Below are 20248 nucleotides of genomic sequence, written 5' to 3'. Positions count from 1 at the left end.
CACTTCCAAGGATAAACGAAGGGGGCGCCCACAGGGCGCCCCCTTCTTTGTGCGTTCCGCACAAGGCTGCAGCGCCTCTTCCCTGTCAGTCCTCAAAGCACAAAAGCTGGACTTCACCGCCCGATGGCATATGCGGGCCTGGCGAAGGTAACGTGTTCGATTGTTAGCGCCTGTCAATCCGCCACGGCTGCTGATAAGGGGCTGAGCCTTCGATCGCTCGAAACCGGAGATCAGCCCCCCAATGGACGATACGCTGCGCCGCGCCGCACTGGACTACCACCGCCTGCCCACCCCCGGTAAGGTCACCATCGAGCCGACCAAGCGCATGATCAACCAGCGCGACCTGGCGCTGGCCTATTCGCCCGGCGTCGCGGCCCCTTGTGAGGAAATCGCGGCCGATCCCGGCAAGGCGATGGACTACACCGCGCGCGGCAATCTGGTGGCCGTCATCTCCAACGGCACCGCCGTCCTCGGCCTCGGCGCAATCGGTGCACTGGCATCGAAGCCGGTGATGGAAGGCAAGGGCGTGCTGTTCAAGAAGTTCGCCGATATCGACGTGTTCGATATCGAAGTGGACACCACCGATCCCGAAAAGTTCGTCGAAGCCGTGGCGCTGCTGGAACCCACGTTCGGCGGTATCAACCTTGAAGACATCAAGGCGCCCGAATGCTTCGCGATCGAGGCGGCTCTACGCGAGCGGATGAGCATCCCGGTGTTCCATGACGATCAGCATGGCACCGCGATCGTGGTGGCAGCGGCGGTGCGCAACGCGCTGGTGCTGCAAGGCAAAACGCTGGCGGAAGCCAAGCTCGTCACCTCCGGCGCGGGCGCGGCGGCGCTGGCCTGCGTCGATCTGCTGGTGGCGATGGGCCTTCCGGCCGAAAACGTCACGCTGACCGACAAGGACGGCGTGATCCACGCCGGGCGCGAAGGCATGCTGCCCAACATGGCCCGCTATGCCCGCAACACCAATGCGCGCACGCTCCCCGACGTGCTGCCCGGCGCCAATGTCTTCCTCGGCCTCTCGGCGCCCGGGGTGCTCAAACCGGAATGGCTGCCGCTGCTGGCCGAAAATCCGCTGATCTTCGCTCTCGCCAATCCCGAGCCGGAGATTCTGCCGGACGTCGCACGCGAAGCACGCCCCGATGCCATCATCGCCACGGGCCGTTCGGACTTTCCGAACCAGGTCAATAACGTGCTGTGCTTTCCCTATATCTTTCGCGGTGCGCTGGACGTGGGGGCGACGGCCATCAACGAGCCAATGAAAATGGCCGCCGCAGAAGCGATCGCCTCGCTCGCGCGGCTGCCCGCGCATGAAAGCGTCTCCCAGGCCTATGGCGGGCGCAAGCTGGTGTTCGGCCCGGAATATATCATTCCCACGCCTTTCGATCCGCGCCTGATCGCCGAGATCGCGCCCGCCGTCGCCAAGGCGGCGATGGAGACCGGCGTCGCCACCCGCCCGGTCGATATCGAGACCTACCGGCGCGCGCTGGCCCAGAAGAACACCCGCTCGGCCCAGGTCATGCTCCCCGTCTTCGAAGGCGCGCGCGGCACCCGCACCCGCATCGCCTATGGCGAAGGCGAGGACGAGCGCGTGCTGCGGGCGATCCAGGATGCGCTCGACGACGGGATCGTCAGCCCGGTGATCGTCGCCCGCCGCCGCATCCTCGAAGAGCGCTTGCCCGCGCTAGGCTTGCGCTTCGAGCTGGACCGGGATGTCGAAGTGATCGATCCGGAAACCGACGAAGCGCTGATGAGCGAACTCGTCGAGGCCTATCGCACCGCCGCAGGGCGCAAGGGTGTGCCTGCCCCCGAAGCGATCCGCCATGTCCACCGCCGCCCCACCGTTACGGCTGCCATGCTGCTGCGCACCGGCCGCGTCGATGCCGCTCTGGTGGGCGGCAATTCGGAGTACTGGGGCCAGGTCAAGCATGTGCTGCGGATCATCGAACGCGAACCGGGTGCACAGCGGGTCTATGCGCTTTCGGGGCTGATCCTGGATGCTGGCGCGCTGTTCATCACCGATAGCCACATGGTCACGGAACCGACACCGGAGCAAGTCGCCGAAATGACCTTGCTGGCCAGCGAGGAACTGCGCCACTTCGGCCTCGATCCGCGTGTGGCGCTGCTGTCGCATTCGAACTTCGGTGCATCGCACAGCCCCAGCGCGCGCAAGATGCGTGCGGCCCTCGCGATCCTGCGCGAAGCGGCTCCCGATCTTGCCGTCGATGGCGAAATGCATGCCGATGCCGCGCTGTCGCAGCCGCTGCGCGAGCGGCTGGTTTCCGATGGACGGTTCGAAGGATCGGCCAACCTTCTGGTCATGCCCAACCTCGATGCCGCGAACATTACGCTGACCGCCCTGAGCGCCTCGTCGAGCACGGCCACGGTGGGCCCCATGCTGATGGGCCTGTCGCAGCCGATCCACGTGCTGACGCCAAGCGCGACTTCACGCACGATCCTCAACCTCACCGCCATCGCCGCCTCGGAAGTGCTGACGAAAGCCTGACCGGGCGGCGGCTTCCCCCGGTCACACTCCGGGGAGCGGCTGCTCCGCGATTCCCCATCCCTGCAAACCGCCGTCCGCCGCCCGCTCGATCAGGGCATCTGCATCCCCGATCGAGAAGGCGCTGGCTGCAGAGAGCCCGGGCAGTTCCTCCCATGTGACCGGCACCGCAACGGGCGCGCCGGGACGGGCCCGGGCGGAATAGGGCACGACGGCCGTGGCCCCGCGCTGGTTTCGCAGCCAGTCGATGAAGATCTTCCCCTTGCGCTTGGCTTTGGCCATCACCGCCACGAACCGCTCCGGCTCGGCCTGGCTCAGGCTTTCGGCGAGATCCCTTGCAAAAGCGCCGTGCTCATCCCAGCCATGCCCGCGCTGCAAGGGAACGATAACGTGGATACCCTTTCCCCCGGTCAGCATGGGAAAGCTGGCAAGCCCCTTCTCTGCCAGCCGTGCACGCACATCCGCCGCAGCGTGCCTGACCTCCTCAAAGTCCAGCCCCTCGTCCGGATCGAGATCGAAGATCATCCGGTCCGGCTGTTCGATAGTGTCTTCGTGGCAGGCCCACGCATGAAACTCGATCGTGCCCATCTGCACGCAATCGAGCAGCCCTGCCCCGCTGTCGAGATAGAGATAGGGTTTGAGTTCCCCTGCCTTTTCGCGAATGGAGACTTGATGCACATGCGCGCCAAGGCCGCCGGTATCGTGTTTCTGGAAGAAGCACTTTCCTGCCCGCCCCTGAGGACAGCGCACCAGGCTGACCGGGCGGCGGGCCAAATGCTCCAGCATCAGCGGCGCGATTCGCATGTAATAGTTCGCGAGATCGCCCTTGGTCTGGCCAGTTCCGGGAAACACCACACGATCGGCATGCGTGATCGAGACCCGGCCGTTTTCCCCTGTTTGAACTGTCTGCGTTTCCTCTTTCCGCTTGTTCAAGGGCTGCTCTCCCTTTCGAGTCCCGGACCACCGCGGCATCGTCCGTCCTGTCCCTGCACGGGTCAATTCCCTGTCCGGCTCGTGCTGCCCCGCATAGTACTGGACGAAACACGCTCCCCTACCTATATACCAGCTGGTATGAAATGTTCGGATACTGCAACCAAGGCTCGTGGCCGTCCCCGGGAGTTCGATCCGGATAAGGCCCTGGCAAGCGCACTGCGCGTGTTCTGGCAGCACGGCTACGAAGGCGCCTCCATGGCGGAGCTGACTGAAGCGATGGGCATTACCAAGCCCAGCCTCTATGCCTGCTTCGGCAACAAGGAAGCCCTCTTCAAGAAAGCCCTCGACCTCTACGAGCAGGAAAAGCTTTCCTACGTCAAGGCTGCACTCGAAGCGCCCACGGCAAAGGGCGTGGCCAAGCGCCTGCTGAACGGGGCGCTTGATACGCATTGCGGCTCCACCGATCCGCAAGGATGCCTTGGCGTTATCAGCATGGTGGCCTGCACATCCGAAGCCCCCTCCCTTCGCGAGCATGTCATTGCCCGCCGTGTTTCGTCCGAAATGGCGATCGTCGAGCGGCTGGAACGTGCCAAAGCCGATGGCGACCTGCCCGAAAGCGTGGATCCGAAAGCGCTGGCCCAGTGCCTGACGACAGTCCTGCAAGGCCTGGCCGTCAAGACTCAGGCAGGCGCCAGCCGCGAAGACCTGCAGAACGTGGTCGATACCTTTCTGGCGCTCTGGCCCGGCCGCTGATCCCGCACAGCACGAACGCATTTTGAAAAATCTGCGTTCACCTGCGGTTCACCTCTTGAAAACACTCCCGGCGGCCTAAATTACCGCATGGTACAAAAAGGCGCTTGACGCGATACCGCATCGCAATATATATACCGTACTGTACAGTATGGAGTTGAGCCACTCGACTCGCCGGACAACGGCAAGACTGGTGACTGAATTCTATCCGCCGGCTCCAACCGGCTAACAATTGACGCCTTCCGTCCATGCGGGAGGCGTCTGACAATATGACTGCAATCAGCCGCACTCGGGCATCGGCTTCGGCGTACCCGGGCGGCGATAGAGACTTGTTTTCCAGTGCTCCTTGCACTGGAAAAAGCTTGGCGCGCACCCCGCACCCCCACCCCACCCCGCCCCGGGGTGCGCGCCGGGCACCCTCCGGGAGCTCAAAATATGGCCTTCATCGATTTCCACGATGCGGCGCCCTGTGCGCTGCCTAATTCAACCGCCGCTCTATCGGCAGAGATCCAGACCACCGGCGCTGTCAGCATGCTCACAGTGCTGGAACACCGCGTCATCGAACTCGCCCGGGAAGACGGCCTTGAAACGCTTGTGCCCCCACGCAAGCGCGGCTGGCTCGCCCGGCTGATCTTCGGGCCGGAACCGGCATCCTCGATGCTCGCCAACGAACGGCTGGAGGCTCTGCGCAGGCTGGCCGTCCATGCCTGGCATCACGGTTACCAGCTCCCCGCTTCCGCCCTCAAGGAAGCCCAGACATCCGGTTTCAACGAAGATGAAATCGGCGCCGTTATCGATACCATCGGGCGCGCCCGCCCCCCATTTCAAAGGCTTACCCCGTGAATTTCCCTGCAAAAATCGAAACGCAGGCGCAGGACGCGCCTGAGGCCACCGCCAAACGCCGCTGGCCCTTCGGCATGCGCACGACGGCTGTCGGCGCCATTGCCCTTGTCCTGGTGGCAGGGGCCGGCTGGGCCCTGCTCGATCAGGACAACACGGCGGCCGCGATGCCGCCGCTGCCGTCCGTTCAGGCCGCCCATCCGCTGGTGCGCGACGTGACCGAGTGGGACGACTACATCGGCCGTTTCGCCCCCAGCAAGACCGTGGAGGTACGCCCCCGGGTCTCGGGCGCGATCACCCGGATCTACTTCCGCGATGGCGATACCGTCCGCAAGGGCCAGCCGCTGTTCCAGGTCGACCCGCGCCCCTACCGCGCAGCGCTGGCCGGAGCCCAGGCCGACGTCGCCTCGGCGCAAAGCGCGCTGGCGCTGGCGAAGTCCGACTATGACCGCGTGGCCGGTCTGACCGGTGACGAGGCCGTGGCCGCGAGCGAGATCGATCAGCTGCGCACCCGCGTCCGCTCGGCCACTGCCGCGCTGGCCGCCGCGCAGGCCCGCCGCCGCGAACGTGCGCTCGACATGGAGTTCACCACCGTGCGCGCGCCGATCTCGGGCAAGATCTCGGACCGCCGCGTCGATGCGGGCAACCTCGTTTCGGGCGACAACAACGCCAATGCGACGCTGCTGACGACGATCAACGCGGTGAATCCGATCTACTTTACTTTCGATGCCTCCGAAGCCCTGTTCCTCAAGACCCAGCGCGACCGGGCGGAAAGCAAGACTCCCGCCGCCGTGCAGGTGCGCCTCCAGGACGAGGCGGACTATCGCTGGAAGGGCAAGCTGGACTTCACCGACAACGGCCTCGACCCCCGCTCCGGCACGATCCGCGTGCGCGCCGTGCTCGCCAATCCCGACGGCTTCCTGACGCCGGGCATGTTCGGCAACATGCGCCTGGCTGACAGCGGCACCGTCAAGGCCATGCTGGTGCCCGACGATGCGATCCAGTCCGATCAGGCGCGCAAGATCGTGCTGACGGTCGGCAAGGACGGCATGGTCGCGGCCAAGCCGGTGGAGCTGGGCCCGATGATCGGCGGTCTGCGCGTGATCCGCGCCGGGCTGACGGCAAAGGACCGGGTGGTGATCTCCAACTATCAGGCCGCCGTCGCCGGGTCCAAGGTGGCCACGCGGCGCGGCCAGATCATCGCCGATCCGCACGCCGCTCCGGCACCCACAGGGCCTTCCGAGCCGGTAGCCGCGCAAGCGACCCTGGCCAACTGATCCACCCGTAACGAGGGCGCCCTCCCCCGGCCGCGCTCTCCAACAGGGGCACATACCCATGCGATTTTCCCGGTTCTTCATCGACCGGCCGATTTTCGCGGGCGTCATCGCGGTGGTCATCACCGTGGTGGGCGCGCTCGCTTTCTTCGGCCTTCCCGTCACTCAGTATCCCGACATCGTCCCGCCGACGGTGACGGTGACTGCACAATACCCCGGCGCCTCCGCCGAGACCGTGGCCGACACTGTCGCCGCGCCGATCGAGCAGGAGATCAACGGCGTCGACAACATGATCTACATGGACTCGCAGTCCACCGGCGACGGCAAGGTGACGATCACCGTCACCTTCAAGATCGGCACCGATCTCGATGAGGCGCAGGTCCTTGTGCAAAACCGGGTGGCCGTGGCCACACCGCGCCTGCCCGAGGAAGTGCAGCGCTTCGGCATCGTCACGCGCAAGTCCTCGCCGGACTTCCTGATGGTGGTGAACCTGCAATCGCCCGACGGCACGTTCGACCGCGATTACATCTCGAACTATGCCCTGACGCAAGTGAAGGACAAGCTGGCCCGCCTCGATGGCGTGGGCGATGTGCGTCTGTTCGGCGCGCGCGACTATGGCATGCGGATCTGGATCGATCCGGGCAAGGCCGCCGCGCTGGACCTGACGGCGGGCGAAATCGTCTCCGCCCTGCGCGCGCAGAACGTACAGGTCTCCGCAGGCGCGCTGGGCCAGCCGCCTTACGATCAGGGCAATGCCTATCAGGTCAGCGTCGAACTGCAGGGCCGCCTCAAAACCCCCGAACAGTTCGCCAATGTCGTGATCCGCACCGATCCCGACGGCCGCCAGATCCGCGTGCGCGATGTCGCCCGCGTGGAACTGGGCGCGCAGGACTATGGCACCAACACCTATCTTTCGGGCAAGCCCACCGTGGTCATCGCGGTGCTGCAACGCCCGGGTTCCAACGCGCTCGATGCCGCGCAGGCCGTCCGCGATCAGATGGACGAACTGGCCAAGTCCTTCCCGCACGGGCTTGAATATTCGGTGATCTACAACCCCACCGAATTCATCGGCCAGTCGATCGACGCCGTGTACCACACGCTGTTCGAGGCGGTAGTGCTGGTCGTGCTCGTCATCCTTGTGTTCCTGCAGAACTGGCGCGCGGCGATCATTCCGATCATCGCCATTCCGGTCTCGCTGGTCGGCACGGCAGTGATGCTGGCAGCGCTCGGCTATTCGCTCAACAACCTCTCGCTGTTCGGGCTGGTTCTGGCGATCGGCATCGTCGTCGACGACGCCATCGTCGTGGTCGAGAACGTCGAACGCTATATCGAGCACGGGATGAAACCCATCGAGGCGGCCCGCCGTTCGATGGACGAAGTCTCGGGCGCGCTGGTGGCCATCGTGCTGGTGCTCTGCGCCGTGTTCGTGCCTACGCTGTTCATCTCGGGCATCTCGGGCCAGTTCTACAAGCAGTTCGCCGTCACCATCTCGACCGCGACGGTGATCTCGCTGCTGCTCTCGCTCACGCTCTCGCCCGCGCTGGCGGCGATCCTGCTGCGCGAGCGGCACCGGCTTCCCGCCGATGCGCCGCGCTGGAAACGGGGGCTGCAGACCGCCGCCGACCGTTTCAACCACGGCTTCGAGCGGATGAGCGAGGCCTATGCCCGGCTGACCCACAAGCTCGTCCTGCGGCCGCTGCGGATGATGGCGACCTATTGCGCCCTCATTCTGGCAACGCTGGGCCTGTTCTGGGCGACCCCGGCCGGCTTCGTGCCGCAGCAGGATCAGGGCTACTTCCTGGCCGCGATCTTCCTGCCGCCGGGCTCCTCGCTCTCGCGCACGGACGATGCCATGCAGGACATCGCCAAGCGCATCCTGCCGATCAAGGGGCTGCGCGGTGCAGTGATGTTCGCGGGCTTCCACGGTCCCTCGCGCACGCAGGCGCCTGATGCCGCCGCGATCTACTTCCCGTTCAAGACGTTCGAGGAACGCAAGAAGCTGGGCGTGACCTACAAAGGCATCATGCAGCAGGCGCAGGCCGCGGTGCAGGGCTTCGACAAGGGCCAGGTGATCCTGCTGCCCCCGCCGACCATCAACGGCATCGTCCCTCCGGGCGGTTACCGCATGATCGTGGAGGACAAGGAAGGCCGCGGCTATGGCGAACTGGCCAAGGCGGTCGGGCCGCTGCTCGGCAAGGCCAACCAGTCGCCCGAACTGCAGCAGGTCTATACCCTGTTCAACATGGCGACGCCGCGCGTCTATGCCGATGTGGACCGGCGCAAGGCTGATCTTCTGGGCGTGCCGCCGCAGCGGATCTTCGAAGCGCTGCAGGTCTATCTGGGCTCCGCGTTCATCAACGACTTCAACCTGCTCGGCCGCACCTATCGCGTCACCGCACAGGCGGATGCGCCCTATCGCGGCACGACGGCGGATATCGCCAACCTGAAGACCCGCTCGGACTCCGGCGCGATGGTGCCGATCGGTTCGGTCGCCACCTTCAAGGACAAGACCGGCCCCTACCGCGTCGTGCGCTACAACCTGCAGCGCGCCATCGAAGTGGATGGCAGCGTGGCGCCGGGCTATTCGACCGGTCAGGCCCTCTCGACGATGGAACGTATCGCCGACGAGACCCTGCCCTCGGGCTATGGCCACGAATGGACGGGTATTGCCTATCAGCAGACCACTGCGGGTAATACCGCGGGTATCGTGTTCGGCATGGCCGTGCTCTTCGTGTTCCTCGTGCTGGCGGCCCAGTATGAGAGCCTGACGCTACCGCTGGCGATCGTGCTGATCGTGCCGATGTGCCTGTTCGCGGCCATGCTGGGCGTGAACCTGCGGGGGATGGACAACAATATCCTCACCCAGATCGGCCTTGTCGTGCTGATCGCGCTGGCGGCCAAGAACGCGATCCTTGTGGTCGAGTTCGCCAAGCAGGCCGAAGAGGAACGCGGGCTGTCCCCGGTGGAAGCCGCCGTCGATGCCGCTCGCACCCGTCTGCGGCCGATCCTGATGACCAGCTTTGCGTTCATCCTGGGCGTGGTGCCGCTGGTGATCGCCGACGGCGCCGGCGCCGAACTGCGGCAGGCGCTGGGCACGGCGGTGTTCTTCGGGATGGCCGGCGTGACCGCGTTCGGCCTGCTGTTCACGCCGACCTTCTACGTGGTGTGCCGCCATCTGGCGGCCCGCTTCCCCGGAAGGCCGCGCCGCCCCGAGCATCATAGCACCGCGCTGGAACCGGCGGAATGAAAGGAACCCTTGCAATGAAGACGCGCAACCTTGCCGCGGCGCTGCTGGCTTCGGTCAGCCTCGCGGCCTGCGCTGCCGGTCCCGACTATGTCGCGCCGGTGGCGCCCCCCGCCGCCGAGGCGCCGTTCGTCGGCGCCCAGTCCCCGGAAGTCACCGCCACCGCGCCCAATGACACCTGGTGGCGCCTCTATGACGATCCCGTGCTCAACGGCCTTGTGCAGGATGCGCTGGCGGCCAACACCGATGTCCGCGTGGCCGTGGCGCGCATCGCAAGAGCGCGCGCCAACTTGCGCGGATCGCGCTCGGACGCGCTGCCGCAGACCGCGCTCAACGGCACCGGCACGTATGGCCGCGTGCCCGAGAGTCAGGTGCTGCCCGGCATCGACCGCGAACGGCGCACCGTGGATGGCGAATTCGCCGTCAGCTATGAGTTGGACCTGTTCGGCCGCGTCCGGCGCGGGATCGAAGCCTCGCGCGCGGACTATGCCGCCGCGCAGGAAGATGCCGATGCTGTGCGCGTCACCGTGGTCGCCGATACCGTGCGTGCTTATGTCGATGCCACTAGCGCGGCCGAGCAACTGGCCGTCGCACGGCACACGGTGGACCTGCTCGACCGTTCGGTGCGGATCACGCAGGCCCGTTTCGAACACGGGCTCAACCAGAAGCTGGACGTGATCCGCGTCACCCAGCTTCGCGAGCAGCAGGCGGCGGCGATCCCCACGCTGCAGGCGACGCGCGATGCTGCGCTGTTTCGCCTGGCCACGCTGACGGGCCGCACGCCGCAGGATCTTCCCGCGCAGGTGCGCGAGCGGACCACCACGCCCGATGTCGGCCAGCCGATCCCCGTCGGCGACGGTCGCACGCTGCTGGCGCGCCGCCCCGACGTGAAGGCCGCCGAACGCCGCCTTGCCGCCGATACCGCGCGGATCGGCGTGGCGACGGCCGATCTCTATCCGAAGATCACGCTGGGCGCGTCGGTCGGCACGACAGCCCTGGGCGATACCAGCGTGTTCGGCGCGGGGCCCTTGCGCTGGCTGGTCGGGCCGCTGATCTCCTGGGCCTTCCCCAATCAGGAAGCGATCCGCGCCCGCATTGGCGGGGCCAAAGCGGACGCGCAGGCCGATCTCGCCACGTTCGACGGCACCGTGCTGCGCGCGCTGGAGGAAACCGAGACGGCGCTCTCCGCCTATCGCAACGCGCTGCTGCGCAAGGACCGTCTTGCTTCCGCGCGCGATGCAGCGACCCGGGCCGCAAACGTCAGCCTCGCCCGTCAGCGCCGGGGCCAGATCGACGCTCTCAACGTGCTCGATGCCCAGCGCACGCAGGCGCAGTCGGACGCCGACTATGCGCAGGCGACGCGTGACGTGGCCTTTGCGCAAGTGAACCTGTTCCGCGCGCTGGGCGGCAACTGGCAGAACGAGCAGGTCGCTGCCGCCGAGCCAGAAGGCACAGTCAGGTAACGGTAAAGCCGCCGTCCACGGCAAGGACCTGATTGGTCACCAGCCGCGCCATCGGCGTGGCGAAATAGAGCACCGCCGATCCCACATCGCGCGGTGTGCAAGGCCCCAGCGGCGGCTTGCGATTGCCCGGGCCGATCGGCGGCGGACCTTCCGCCCCGATCGCGCCCGGCGTGCCCACGCCGCCGGGCAGCACGGTATTCACAGTGATGCCATGCCCGGCCAGTTCAAAGGCCGCACTGGTGGTAAGCGCCGCCAGCGCGCCCTTGCTGGCCATATAGGCCGCCAGCCCCTGCACGAACTGCCCCACAAGGCCGCAGGAGGCGCAATTGACGATGCGCCCGCCCTCGCCTTTCGCGATCATCGCCTGCGCCACTTCGCGGATCATCAGGAACGGCGCGCGGGCATTCACATCGTTGATCCGCTGCCAGTGCTCAGCCGTGCCGTCCAGCAGCAGTTCGCGGTGCTGCAGTCCCGCATTGTTGACCAGCAGCCACGGCGCCCCATGACGCACCACCGCTTCCGCGCAGGCCCCCACGATAGAGGCTTCATCGGCAAGATCCACAGCCACGAAATCCGCGGCGGCCCCGGCTTCGATCTGCCTGCGGGCACCGGCCTCATCACGGTCGGCAATCACCACCGTGGCCCCGGCTTCGGTGAGCATTTCGCAAATGCCCGCACCGATGCCGCTGGCCCCGCCGGTAACGAGCGCCACGCGCCCGGACAGATCAAATGGTCCGCTCATCCCCTGCTCTCCCTTTCAGGCGGACAGGGGATGTTTCTCGCCCTCAGTCCCCCGTGATCGGCAGCCAGACGGCACTGGCTGCATCGCCACCATAATGCACCGTTTCGGTCGCCTTCACATAGTCCTTGGGCATCGCATCCATGATCGATGGCACCCAGCTCTGCGGGTTGCGGTCATAGAGCGGGAACAGGCTCGACTGCACCTGCACCATGATCCTGTGCCCCGGCAGGAACACGTGATCGACATTGGGCAGCGACCACTTGAAGGCATAGGTCTTGCCCGGCTCCAGCGGCGCCGGGGTAGCGAAGCCGTGGACGTAGCGCCCCCGGAAGATCTCGATCCCCATCGGCAGTTCGTATCCCGCCATCACCGGATTGGCCGAGTTCTCCTCTGGATAGACGTCGATCAGCTTCACCACGAAGTCGCTGTCCTGCCCGGTAGTGGAGGCATGAAGATCCACCTTCGGCGCACCCTTGATATGCACCGGCTTGCTGAGCACGCCGGTGGAATACGTCATCACGTCGGGCCGCCCGTCGACGAAGCGCTGGTCATGCACCAGCCACTCTTTCCACTCATTGCCTTCCATGTGGATCGGGCGCGGCAGCATCGGCACCGGCTTGGCCGGGTCGGACACATAGCTGTCGCTGCCCGCGTCCGGCTTAGTGAAGGACAGCGAGGCCTTGGCGCCGAGGTAAAGCGGCGTGTAGGTGCCGTCGGGCCACTTCTGCGAAACTTCCCAGCGGTCGGCGCCCGTCGCGTAAGTAATTACCGGCGGCGTGTCGCACTTGGGCGCCTGGGTCTTCAGGTGGCAATCGAGGAACGGCAGTTCATAGCGCTCGCGGAACTGCTTGGCGGTATCGCCCGCGAACTGGAGCGGCCCCAATGAGCGCCCCACATAGTTCACGCCCGAATGGCGCCAGGGGCCGATGGCCAGGCTGACCATATCGTTATTGACGTCCTTGGGCTCCAGCGCCTGATAGACGGCGGGCGCGCCATAGCTGTCTTCCTGATCCCACTCGCCGACAAGCAGCAGCATCGGCACCGTCAGCGGGCGCTTGGCAAGCTGCTTGTCGACCGCCTGCCCCTGCCACCAGGCATCGTAAGTGGGATGTTCCAGCACCTTGCGGATCGCGGGCATTTTCAGCAGGCCATAGGCCTTGGCATATTCGATAGCCGAACCGGCGTTCAGATAGGCGGTATATTCATCGCCTGTGCCTTTGGGCACTGCGCCGCCGCCCTGCTTCACCGTCTGGCTGAGATCGTAATCGAACCCGAAAGTACGGTAGGCGCCGTTGTGGAACCAGTCGTCCCCGATCCAGCCATCGACCATCGGGCTCTGCGGGATCGTCGCCTTGAGCGCCGGGTTCGGATCGACCGTACCCATCAGCGCGGTAAAGCCTTCGTAAGACGAGCCGATCATGCCCACGTTACCATTGCTTTCCGGCACGTGCTTCACCAACCAGGCGATAGTGTCATAAGTATCGGTCGCGTGATCGGTCCGGGTGTGGTTGAGGGCCCCGCGCAGCGGCCGGTTCATCACATATTCGCCTTCGGACCCGTGCTGCCCGCGAATGTCCTGAAAGACGCGGATATAGCCGTTATCGACGAAGATCTGATCCGAATAGCGGACGACTTCGTCGATGTCCTGGCTCCGATTCCGGCTGGTCGCCGCTTCCGCGTCGTAAGGCGTGCGCGTCAACAGCATCGGCGCGTCTTTCAGCCCCTTGCGGAAGATGATGACGGTGTGCAGCTTCACGCCATCCCGCATCGGAATATCGACGACACGGCGCACGAAATTGGCCTGCGGACGGACCCAGTCGTAGCTCTCGACCAGTTCGTTCATCATCGTGTCAGTGGGCGCCGCGGCGTGGATCGCTGCGGTGGTGGAAAGGGCGAGAACAAGGCTCGCTGCGATCAGGGGGTGTTTCATGCGCCATGGTTGGAGCGCCCTTGCCGCAGGGTCAAGCCGGAAGCGTAAGGTTTCCCTTCGCCGTCCATGATTTAGGCCCTGCCACAAGGCCTGCTCCGGGAAAAACCCGGATGGTTAACGCAGCCCTAATTCTCAACCCTCCGCGCGAACGCATCAAGGTTCGGTCTCGCAGGACAGTGAACATGACAATTATCGGCACGAACATCACCGCCATGCGCGCGGCCATGGCCGCGAATTCAGCAGATGCCGCCCAGCAAAAGGCCATGGAGCGGCTTTCCACCGGCAAGCGCATCAACAGCGCCGCCGACGATGCGGCCGGTCTTGCCATTTCCACCAGCATGACATCGCAGATCAACGGCCTGTCGGTTTCGATGCGCAATATTTCCGATGGCCTCTCCATGCTGCAGACCGCGGACGGTGCGCTTGGCGAAGTGACCAACATCCTCCAGCGTATGCGCGAGCTTACCGTGCAGGCAGCGAGCGGGACATATTCAACCAGTGACCGCGCCGCGCTGCAAATCGAGATGGATCACTCGGTCCAGCAGGTCAATTCGATCCTGGGCAACAGCGATTTCAACGGGAATGCGCTGTTTTCGGATACAAGCAACGGGCATACGGCCGACAGCAATTACTACTACGTCCCCGGTAACTATTACGAGGACGAGGAAACCCGCCGCATAAACGGCGGACGTTCGTTTCAAGGCCCATACCAGACCGGTAACGCAGACTTCGAAATCCAGAGCGGTGCGGACTCGGGCGATGTCGTCGAAACGTCGCTGGACACACTCTACAGCAAGAGCGACAATTTCGCCTATCTCGGAAAGGACATGGGCTTTTCCAGCGGAAATACACGATTTGTGGGAATATCCAATATCGATCTAACAGCCGCAAACAGCGTGGACGTCAGATTTATTCCAGACCCGGGACACTCCCAGAATATAGACCCTTCCAACTACCTTTCCTATTCGCCAACGGGCAGCAGAAGCTACAATTTCAAGAGCCAGTTCACGGACAGCAACAGCTATGGAAACACATATGCGCCGCTGAAAGTGAACGCGAACGATGGCATCGCTGTCCTCGACGCGGCGCTGCAGCAGGTCACCGCCGTCCGGGCGGATATCGGCGCAGCCAGCAGCCGCCTGACGTCGGAAATGAATGTCGCCCAGTCCCAGATGACCAACCTGACCGAGGCGCGCTCGCAGATCGAGGATGCGGACTATTCGGAGGAGTCAGTCCGGCTCGCCAAGAGCCAAATCCTGGCGCAGGCCTCATCCGCGATGATTTCGCATGCCAACATGAACGCGAAGAACGTACTCGATCTGCTCAAGTAATCTTGAAGGCGCCCGGTTCCCCATGAGCAAGGGGCGCGGAAGCCATAAGCCTCCGCGCCCCTTGTTTCATTGCCGGAACCGAAATCAGGCGGCCTGCTTGTGCCGCTCGTTCGCTTCGAGGTTGAGCAGGTCCGCCATCTCGAAGGCCAGCTCGATCGACTGCGCACCATTGAGACGCGGATCGCAATGGGTGTGGTAGCGGTCGGCCAGTGCCTCGTCGGTGATGGCGATGGCGCCGCCGGTGCATTCGGTCACGTCCTGCCCGGTCATCTCGATGTGGATGCCGCCCGCGTGAGTGCCTTCGGCGCGGTGGACCGCGAAGAAGCCGCGCACTTCGGAGAGGATGCGGTCGAACGGACGGGTCTTGAGGCCGGAGTCGGTCTTGATCACATTGCCGTGCATCGGATCACACGACCACACCACCGGATGCCCTTCCGCCTTCACCGCGCGCACCAGCTTGGGCAGCCCGGCTTCGACCTTCTCATGCCCGAAGCGGCTGATCAGGGTCATGCGGCCCGGCTCGCGGCCCGGATTGAGCGTGTCGAGCATGCGCAGCAGCGCGTCCGGCTCCAGCGAAGGGCCACACTTCATGCCGATCGGATTGCCGACGCCGCGCAGGAACTCGACGTGGGCCGAGCCCTCGAAGCGGGTGCGGTCGCCGATCCACAGCATGTGGGCCGAGCAATCGTACCAGTCGCCCGTCAGCGAATCGCGGCGGGTCAGCGCTTCCTCGTAAGGCAGCAGCAGCGCTTCGTGGCTGGTGTAGAAGCTGGTGCCCTGAAGCTGCGGCACGGTTTCAGGATCGACACCGCAGGCCGCCATGAATTCCAGCGCCTCGCCGATGCGGTCCGCCATCTGCGCGAACTTCTCGCCCCAGGGGCTGCGGCCGATGTGGTCCATCGTCCACTGGTGCACCTGACGCAGATTGGCATAGCCGCCGCCCGCGAATGCGCGCAGCAGGTTCAGCGTCGCCGAAGACTGCGCATAGGCGCGCAGCATGCGCTCGGGATCGTTACGGCGCGATTCCTCGCCGAATTCGATACCGTTGATGATATCGCCGAAGTAGCTGGGCACTTCCAGATCGCCCTGCTTCTCGGTCGGAGCCGAGCGCGGCTTGGCGAACTGGCCCGCCATGCGGCCCAGTTTCACCACCGGCTGCTTGCTGGCGAACGTGAGCACCACCGCCATCTGCAGCAGCACGCGGAACGTATCGCGGATGTTGTCGGCGCTGAATTCGGCGAAGCTTTCCGCGCAGTCACCGCCCTGGAGCAGAAAACCGCGTCCGGCCGCCACTTCGGCCAGATCGTCCTTCAGCGCGCGCGCCTCGCCGGCAAAGACCAGCGGCGGAAACTTTGCAAGCGTGGCCTCGACCTCGCTCAATTTCTCCGCATCGCCATATACCGGAAGGTGGCGGGCTTCCTGTGCCTTCCAGCCGTCCGGGGTCCAATTGCTAGCCACTTTTTCTACTCCTCAGATCCGGCACGCCGCGTGCCGGACAGCAAAACAAGAGGCGCCCATTAGCGCCCGCGGGCAATTTTTGCAAAGCCGCTTTGCCCGATGACTGTGATCGGTTGCGTGACGGGGGCCGGAGCCCCTCCCCGGCAGCCCTGTACAGAGTAGAGCCCGTTACCGCGAAGCGACGGCGCCCTTGTCCTTTTCCGGCATCACTTCCAGCCGCCAGGAATTGTTCTGGCCCAGATAGCGTGCGGCAAGCTGCTGCATCTTTTCCGGCGTCGTCACCGTATAGTCGCTCAGCACCGAACGCACGCTGCCGATGCGCGCAGGATCGCTGGTCGCACCTTCGAGCTGACTCATGAAGAACGAGGTGCTGGAGGCCGCGCGCGTCACCTGCTGGCGCAGCGGTTCGGTCACGCGTTCCAGTTCGTCGGCCGTGGGCGGATTGGCGATCAGGTCCTGCGCGATCTCGTCAGCGGTTTGGAAGAAGACCGGCACTGACTTGGGATCAAGCTGTGCCATCGCGGTGATCGATCCGCCCTGCTGCAAGTCCACTGGCCAGGTCGAAAAGACGTAGGGCGCATAGGACACGCCCAGCTTCTCGCGCACCGCATCAAGCAGCCGGTTGGTGAAAAGCTGCGTGAGGATTTCGAGCTGGCGCGATTCGTGGATGCCCAGCGAGCCGCCACCGGTGGGCCAGGAAATCACAGCCGCCGCCTGATCGGGATCACCATGATGATGCAGCACCACGGGCGTGTTCGAAGGCTTGGGCACCGTCACTTCGGTAAGTTCCGACGTGGAGGGGGCAGGCGTGCGCCGCTTGAGCGCGCCGAACGTTTTTTCCAGCGCCTTGATTGCCGCCGCCTTGTCGAAATCGCCGAAGATCTGCACTTCGACCGGCCCTTGCGAAAGGGCCTTGCTCCAGACCCGCTTGAACCCTTCGGGCGTGGTCTTCTCCAACTCTGCCGGGTCCGGCGTCGCAAAACGCGGGTCCTTGCCGCGCTGGTAGAACTGCAGATCGCGGTTAAGCACGCCCTGCGGCGAAGTGGCATATGTATCGTACTGGATCTTCGCCGCGGCCTTGGCGCGCAGGAACGGGTTCACATCCCACTTGGGCAGATCCAGCTTGGCGGCGAAAAGGTAAAGCTGATCTGCCAGATCCTGCGGGCGGGTTTCGGCCGAAAGCTCGAAATTCGCATCCTGAACATCGAAGTCAAAGCCCATCTTGCGGCCCGTCGCGATCCGGTCGAGATCTTCCTGGCCCAGTGTCGCCAGCCCGGAACCGACAAGCGCATACTGGCCAAGCGCGATATAGGGCGCATCCTTGGGATCGATCGAACGGTAGCCCCCGCCAAAGCGGACTTTCACCATCACCCGGCCCGGCTCTTCCGCCACGGGCCAGAGGAGAACCTTCACCCCGTTCGCAAAGGCCAGTTCCTCGATATCGAGCAACCCCGTCGGCACGTCGGATACCGGCTCGGCAGGCGTGCCCACGGGGGGCAACTTGTCGAACGAGACCGGCGCGGCCTCCGCCGCCATGCGAACGGACTGATCCGGCTTGACCGGTTCGAGCAGCGCCTGATGCAGCGCCGCATCGGTGGCCATGCCTTTCTTCTGAACCGTGAACAGCGCCCGCTTTACCGTTCCGGAGAACAGCTTTCGCGTGTGTTCGAGCACGGCCTGCGGCGTGAACAGCGGCTTGGAGCTGCGGAAAATCTTCAGCACATCGTCCGGCGCGGCCACAGTCTCGCGGATATCCAGCGCATTGACCAGATCGTCAGCCAGCTTGGAGCCCGGCAGGATGCGCTGCTGTTCCACCGGCACCTGAAAGGCGACGTCCAGTTCGGCCGCTTCGCGATCGATTTCTTCCTGCGTCGGCGGGCGGCTGACCGCATCGGCGATCACCGCGCGCACATCGTGCAGCGCCGCTTTCCAGTCATCCCCCAGCGGCGTGACCGAAATGAAAGTGGCATCGGCCGAGCGCGAAACATCGTCCTGATTGACCGAGGCCGAGAGGAAACTGCCGCCCGCGCGCGCCTTGGTTTCCAGGCGGCGGTTGATGACGGCCTGTGCGATCGCGTCGATCATCAGGCCCTGATTGTAGGCGATGTTGTCATTCACCTGCCGCCAGGGGCGCAGGATCGCCACCATCAGCGAAGACGGCAGATCGGGTTCGACCAGCACGCGGGTTTCGCCCACCGGGTTCTTCGGATCGATGCCTTTGGGCGCCACGGGATCGCCGAAGCTGGGCGCCGGGGTTTTCGGCCCCTGCACATGCCAGTCGCCAAACCACTTGCGCACATAGGATTCCAGCATGGCCGGATCGGCATCGCCCGCCACGATCACCGCCACGTTGTCCGGCCGGTACCAGCGAGAATAGAACGCGCGGACGGACTGCGGCGTCGCTGCTTCCAGTGTAGCGACAGTGCCGATCGGCTCGCGTTCCGAAAGCGGCTGCCCGGCGTAGAACACTTCCTGCATCGCGTTCTGCACGCGCTTGGCCGCACCGCCGCGCTCGCGCATTTCGGCCAGCACGATCGGCAAGTCCTTCTTGAGGTTCGAGGCGGACAGCGTGGGCGCCGTCACCATGCCCGACATCAGCTTGAAGGTTTCGTCCAGCGAAGCGGGCGTGGCATTGGGCAGATCGAGCTGGAACACGGTTTCGGTGGTCGTCGTCTGCGCATTGGTATCGCTGCCGAAGGTCGCGCCCAGGCGCTGGAACGCGGCAATCGCGGTGCCTTCCGCCAGATACTTCGACTGGCGGAACAGCATGTGCTCCAGCAAGTGCGCATAGCCGCGCTCGGAATCGGTTTCGTAGAGCGAACCAGCGTCGACGCGGATGCGGATCGAAACCTGCCCCGGCGGCACGCCGTTCTTGCGCACGGCATAGCGCAGCCCGTTGGGCAGTTCGCCGAAATGCCACGCCTTGTCGTGCGGGATATCGCTGTTCTTGTAGAGCCAGGGCTCCTGCGTATCGGCCAGCAGCACCGGCTGTGCGGCGGGTGCGGCGGGTGCTGCAGTATCCTGCGCCAGGACTGGCGAAACCGGAACCTGGGCGAGAAGAACAAGGCAAGCAAGCGAGCTAGCGGCGCGCGGAATTTTTTTCATCGCGCAAGCTATAGGGGGCGCATCCCTTAAGGGCCAGTGAATAGCGCTGATACTTGACCATCCCGCCACTTCACCTACATCGCAAGTGCCATGTATATTGAAACCGAAACCACGCCCAACCCCGCGACGCTCAAGTTCCTGCCCGGACGGCAGGTCATGACTGCGGGCACACGCGAATTCACCTCACCCGAAGACGCAGCAGCCTCGCCGCTGGCCGAAGCGCTGTTCGATCTGGGCGACGTGACCGGCGTGTTCTTCGGGCAGAGCTTCGTTTCGATAACCGCTGCGCCCGGCACCGAATGGCCCGCCCTCAAGCCGCAGGTCGTCTCGATCCTGCTCGATCACTTTGTTTCCGAAGCTCCGCTCTTTGCAGGCGGCGATGCCAGCGGCATTGCCGTGCCAGCCGAAGATGAGGGAGACTTTGGCGACGATCCCGCCGATGCCGACATCGTCGCGCAAATCCGCGATCTGATCGAGACCCGCGTGCGCCCGGCCGTGGCGAACGACGGCGGCGACATCATCTATCGCGGCTTTCGCGAAGGGGTGGTGTACCTGACGATGCAGGGCGCCTGCTCGGGCTGCCCTTCGTCGACCGCCACGCTGAAGCACGGAATCGAAAGCCTGCTGAAGCACTACGTGCCGGAAGTCACCGAAGTCCGGGCCGCCTGATAC

The 20248-nt window shown here is 64.8% G+C and carries 13 protein-coding genes; 8 read left to right on the top strand and 5 right to left on the bottom strand.

Annotated features, from left to right (window positions below; genetic code table 11):
• The first annotated feature begins 241 nt into the window (after positions 1–241).
• Positions 242–2509 carry an NADP-dependent malic enzyme gene (locus MTR66_RS15385; protein WP_243922627.1) on the top strand — a complete coding sequence of 756 codons (2268 nt, stop codon included), beginning with the start codon at positions 242–244 and terminating at the stop codon, positions 2507–2509.
• A gap of 21 nt (positions 2510–2530) precedes the next feature.
• Here MTR66_RS15385 and ligD read toward each other — a convergent pair whose 3' ends face one another.
• Positions 2531–3439 carry a non-homologous end-joining DNA ligase gene (gene ligD / locus MTR66_RS15380; RefSeq protein ID WP_407673061.1) on the bottom strand — a complete coding sequence of 303 codons (909 nt, stop codon included), beginning with the start codon at positions 3437–3439 and terminating at the stop codon, positions 2531–2533.
• 138 nt (positions 3440–3577) lie between these two features.
• Here ligD and MTR66_RS15375 point away from each other — a divergent pair, with 138 nt between their 5' ends.
• From MTR66_RS15375 to MTR66_RS15355, 5 genes are all read left to right on the top strand, one after another.
• Complete coding sequence (locus tag MTR66_RS15375; RefSeq protein WP_243922625.1) at positions 3578–4192, top strand: TetR/AcrR family transcriptional regulator; 615 nt, start codon at positions 3578–3580, stop codon at positions 4190–4192.
• A 432-nt stretch (positions 4193–4624) separates the two neighbouring features.
• Positions 4625–5032 (top strand): hypothetical protein, encoded by a 408-nt coding sequence (locus MTR66_RS15370; RefSeq protein WP_243922623.1) that lies wholly within the window; start codon positions 4625–4627, stop codon positions 5030–5032.
• Positions 5029–6306 carry an efflux RND transporter periplasmic adaptor subunit gene (locus MTR66_RS15365; RefSeq protein ID WP_407673059.1) on the top strand — a complete coding sequence of 426 codons (1278 nt, stop codon included), beginning with the start codon at positions 5029–5031 and terminating at the stop codon, positions 6304–6306. Before MTR66_RS15370 ends, MTR66_RS15365 begins: the two co-directional genes overlap by 4 nt.
• 58 nt (positions 6307–6364) lie before the next feature.
• Positions 6365–9550 carry an efflux RND transporter permease subunit gene (locus MTR66_RS15360; protein WP_243922621.1) on the top strand — a complete coding sequence of 1062 codons (3186 nt, stop codon included), beginning with the start codon at positions 6365–6367 and terminating at the stop codon, positions 9548–9550.
• 14 nt (positions 9551–9564) lie between these two features.
• Positions 9565–11010, top strand: coding sequence for an efflux transporter outer membrane subunit (locus MTR66_RS15355; RefSeq protein WP_243922619.1), 1446 nt, complete (start codon positions 9565–9567; stop codon positions 11008–11010).
• On the opposite strand, the gene MTR66_RS15350 is transcribed toward MTR66_RS15355, so the two are convergent.
• Positions 11003–11752, bottom strand: coding sequence for an SDR family NAD(P)-dependent oxidoreductase (locus tag MTR66_RS15350; protein WP_243922617.1), 750 nt, complete (start codon positions 11750–11752; stop codon positions 11003–11005). The two genes, MTR66_RS15355 and MTR66_RS15350, sit on opposite strands and share 8 nt — an antisense overlap.
• 43 nt (positions 11753–11795) lie before the next feature.
• A complete protein-coding gene (locus MTR66_RS15345) occupies positions 11796–13682 on the bottom strand; it encodes a CocE/NonD family hydrolase (RefSeq protein ID WP_243922615.1) in 1887 nt (628 codons plus the stop codon).
• A 182-nt stretch (positions 13683–13864) separates the two neighbouring features.
• On the opposite strand from MTR66_RS15345, the gene MTR66_RS15340 reads away from it, so the two are divergent.
• The gene (locus MTR66_RS15340; RefSeq protein ID WP_243922613.1) at positions 13865–15013 is read left to right on the top strand and encodes a flagellin N-terminal helical domain-containing protein; all 1149 of its coding nucleotides are present in this window, start codon (positions 13865–13867) and stop codon (positions 15011–15013) included.
• 84 nt (positions 15014–15097) lie between these two features.
• On the opposite strand, the gene MTR66_RS15335 is transcribed toward MTR66_RS15340, so the two are convergent.
• Positions 15098–16471, bottom strand: coding sequence for a class II 3-deoxy-7-phosphoheptulonate synthase (locus MTR66_RS15335; protein ID WP_243922611.1), 1374 nt, complete (start codon positions 16469–16471; stop codon positions 15098–15100).
• Between the two features lie 168 nt (positions 16472–16639).
• On the bottom strand, positions 16640–19576 hold the full coding sequence (locus tag MTR66_RS15330) for a M16 family metallopeptidase (protein WP_243922609.1): 2937 nt from the start codon (positions 19574–19576) through the stop codon (positions 16640–16642).
• A gap of 90 nt (positions 19577–19666) precedes the next feature.
• Here MTR66_RS15330 and MTR66_RS15325 point away from each other — a divergent pair, with 90 nt between their 5' ends.
• Entirely contained in the window at positions 19667–20245 is a 579-nt protein-coding gene (locus MTR66_RS15325) for a NifU family protein (RefSeq protein WP_243922607.1), read from the top strand.
• Positions 20246–20248 lie beyond the last annotated feature (3 nt).

Origin of the sequence: Novosphingobium beihaiense, from assembly GCF_022832375.1 — a bacterium.
GTDB lineage: Bacteria > Pseudomonadota > Alphaproteobacteria > Sphingomonadales > Sphingomonadaceae > Novosphingobium > Novosphingobium beihaiensis.
The sequence above is the reverse complement of the archived record's forward strand: the minus strand, read 5'-3'. Positions and strand labels throughout refer to the sequence as shown.

Coding starts and splice junctions, on each gene's coding strand:
- MTR66_RS15360 (WP_243922621.1), top strand. CDS start 6,365: ATGCGATTTTCCCGGTTCTTCATCGACCGGCCGATTTTCGCGGGCGTC.
- MTR66_RS15345 (WP_243922615.1), bottom strand. CDS start 13,682: ATGAAACACCCCCTGATCGCAGCGAGCCTTGTTCTCGCCCTTTCCACC.
- MTR66_RS15340 (WP_243922613.1), top strand. CDS start 13,865: ATGACAATTATCGGCACGAACATCACCGCCATGCGCGCGGCCATGGCC.
- MTR66_RS15325 (WP_243922607.1), top strand. CDS start 19,667: ATGTATATTGAAACCGAAACCACGCCCAACCCCGCGACGCTCAAGTTC.
- MTR66_RS15355 (WP_243922619.1), top strand. CDS start 9,565: ATGAAGACGCGCAACCTTGCCGCGGCGCTGCTGGCTTCGGTCAGCCTC.
- MTR66_RS15370 (WP_243922623.1), top strand. CDS start 4,625: ATGGCCTTCATCGATTTCCACGATGCGGCGCCCTGTGCGCTGCCTAAT.
- MTR66_RS15375 (WP_243922625.1), top strand. CDS start 3,578: ATGAAATGTTCGGATACTGCAACCAAGGCTCGTGGCCGTCCCCGGGAG.
- MTR66_RS15330 (WP_243922609.1), bottom strand. CDS start 19,576: ATGAAAAAAATTCCGCGCGCCGCTAGCTCGCTTGCTTGCCTTGTTCTT.
- MTR66_RS15385 (WP_243922627.1), top strand. CDS start 242: ATGGACGATACGCTGCGCCGCGCCGCACTGGACTACCACCGCCTGCCC.
- MTR66_RS15350 (WP_243922617.1), bottom strand. CDS start 11,752: ATGAGCGGACCATTTGATCTGTCCGGGCGCGTGGCGCTCGTTACCGGC.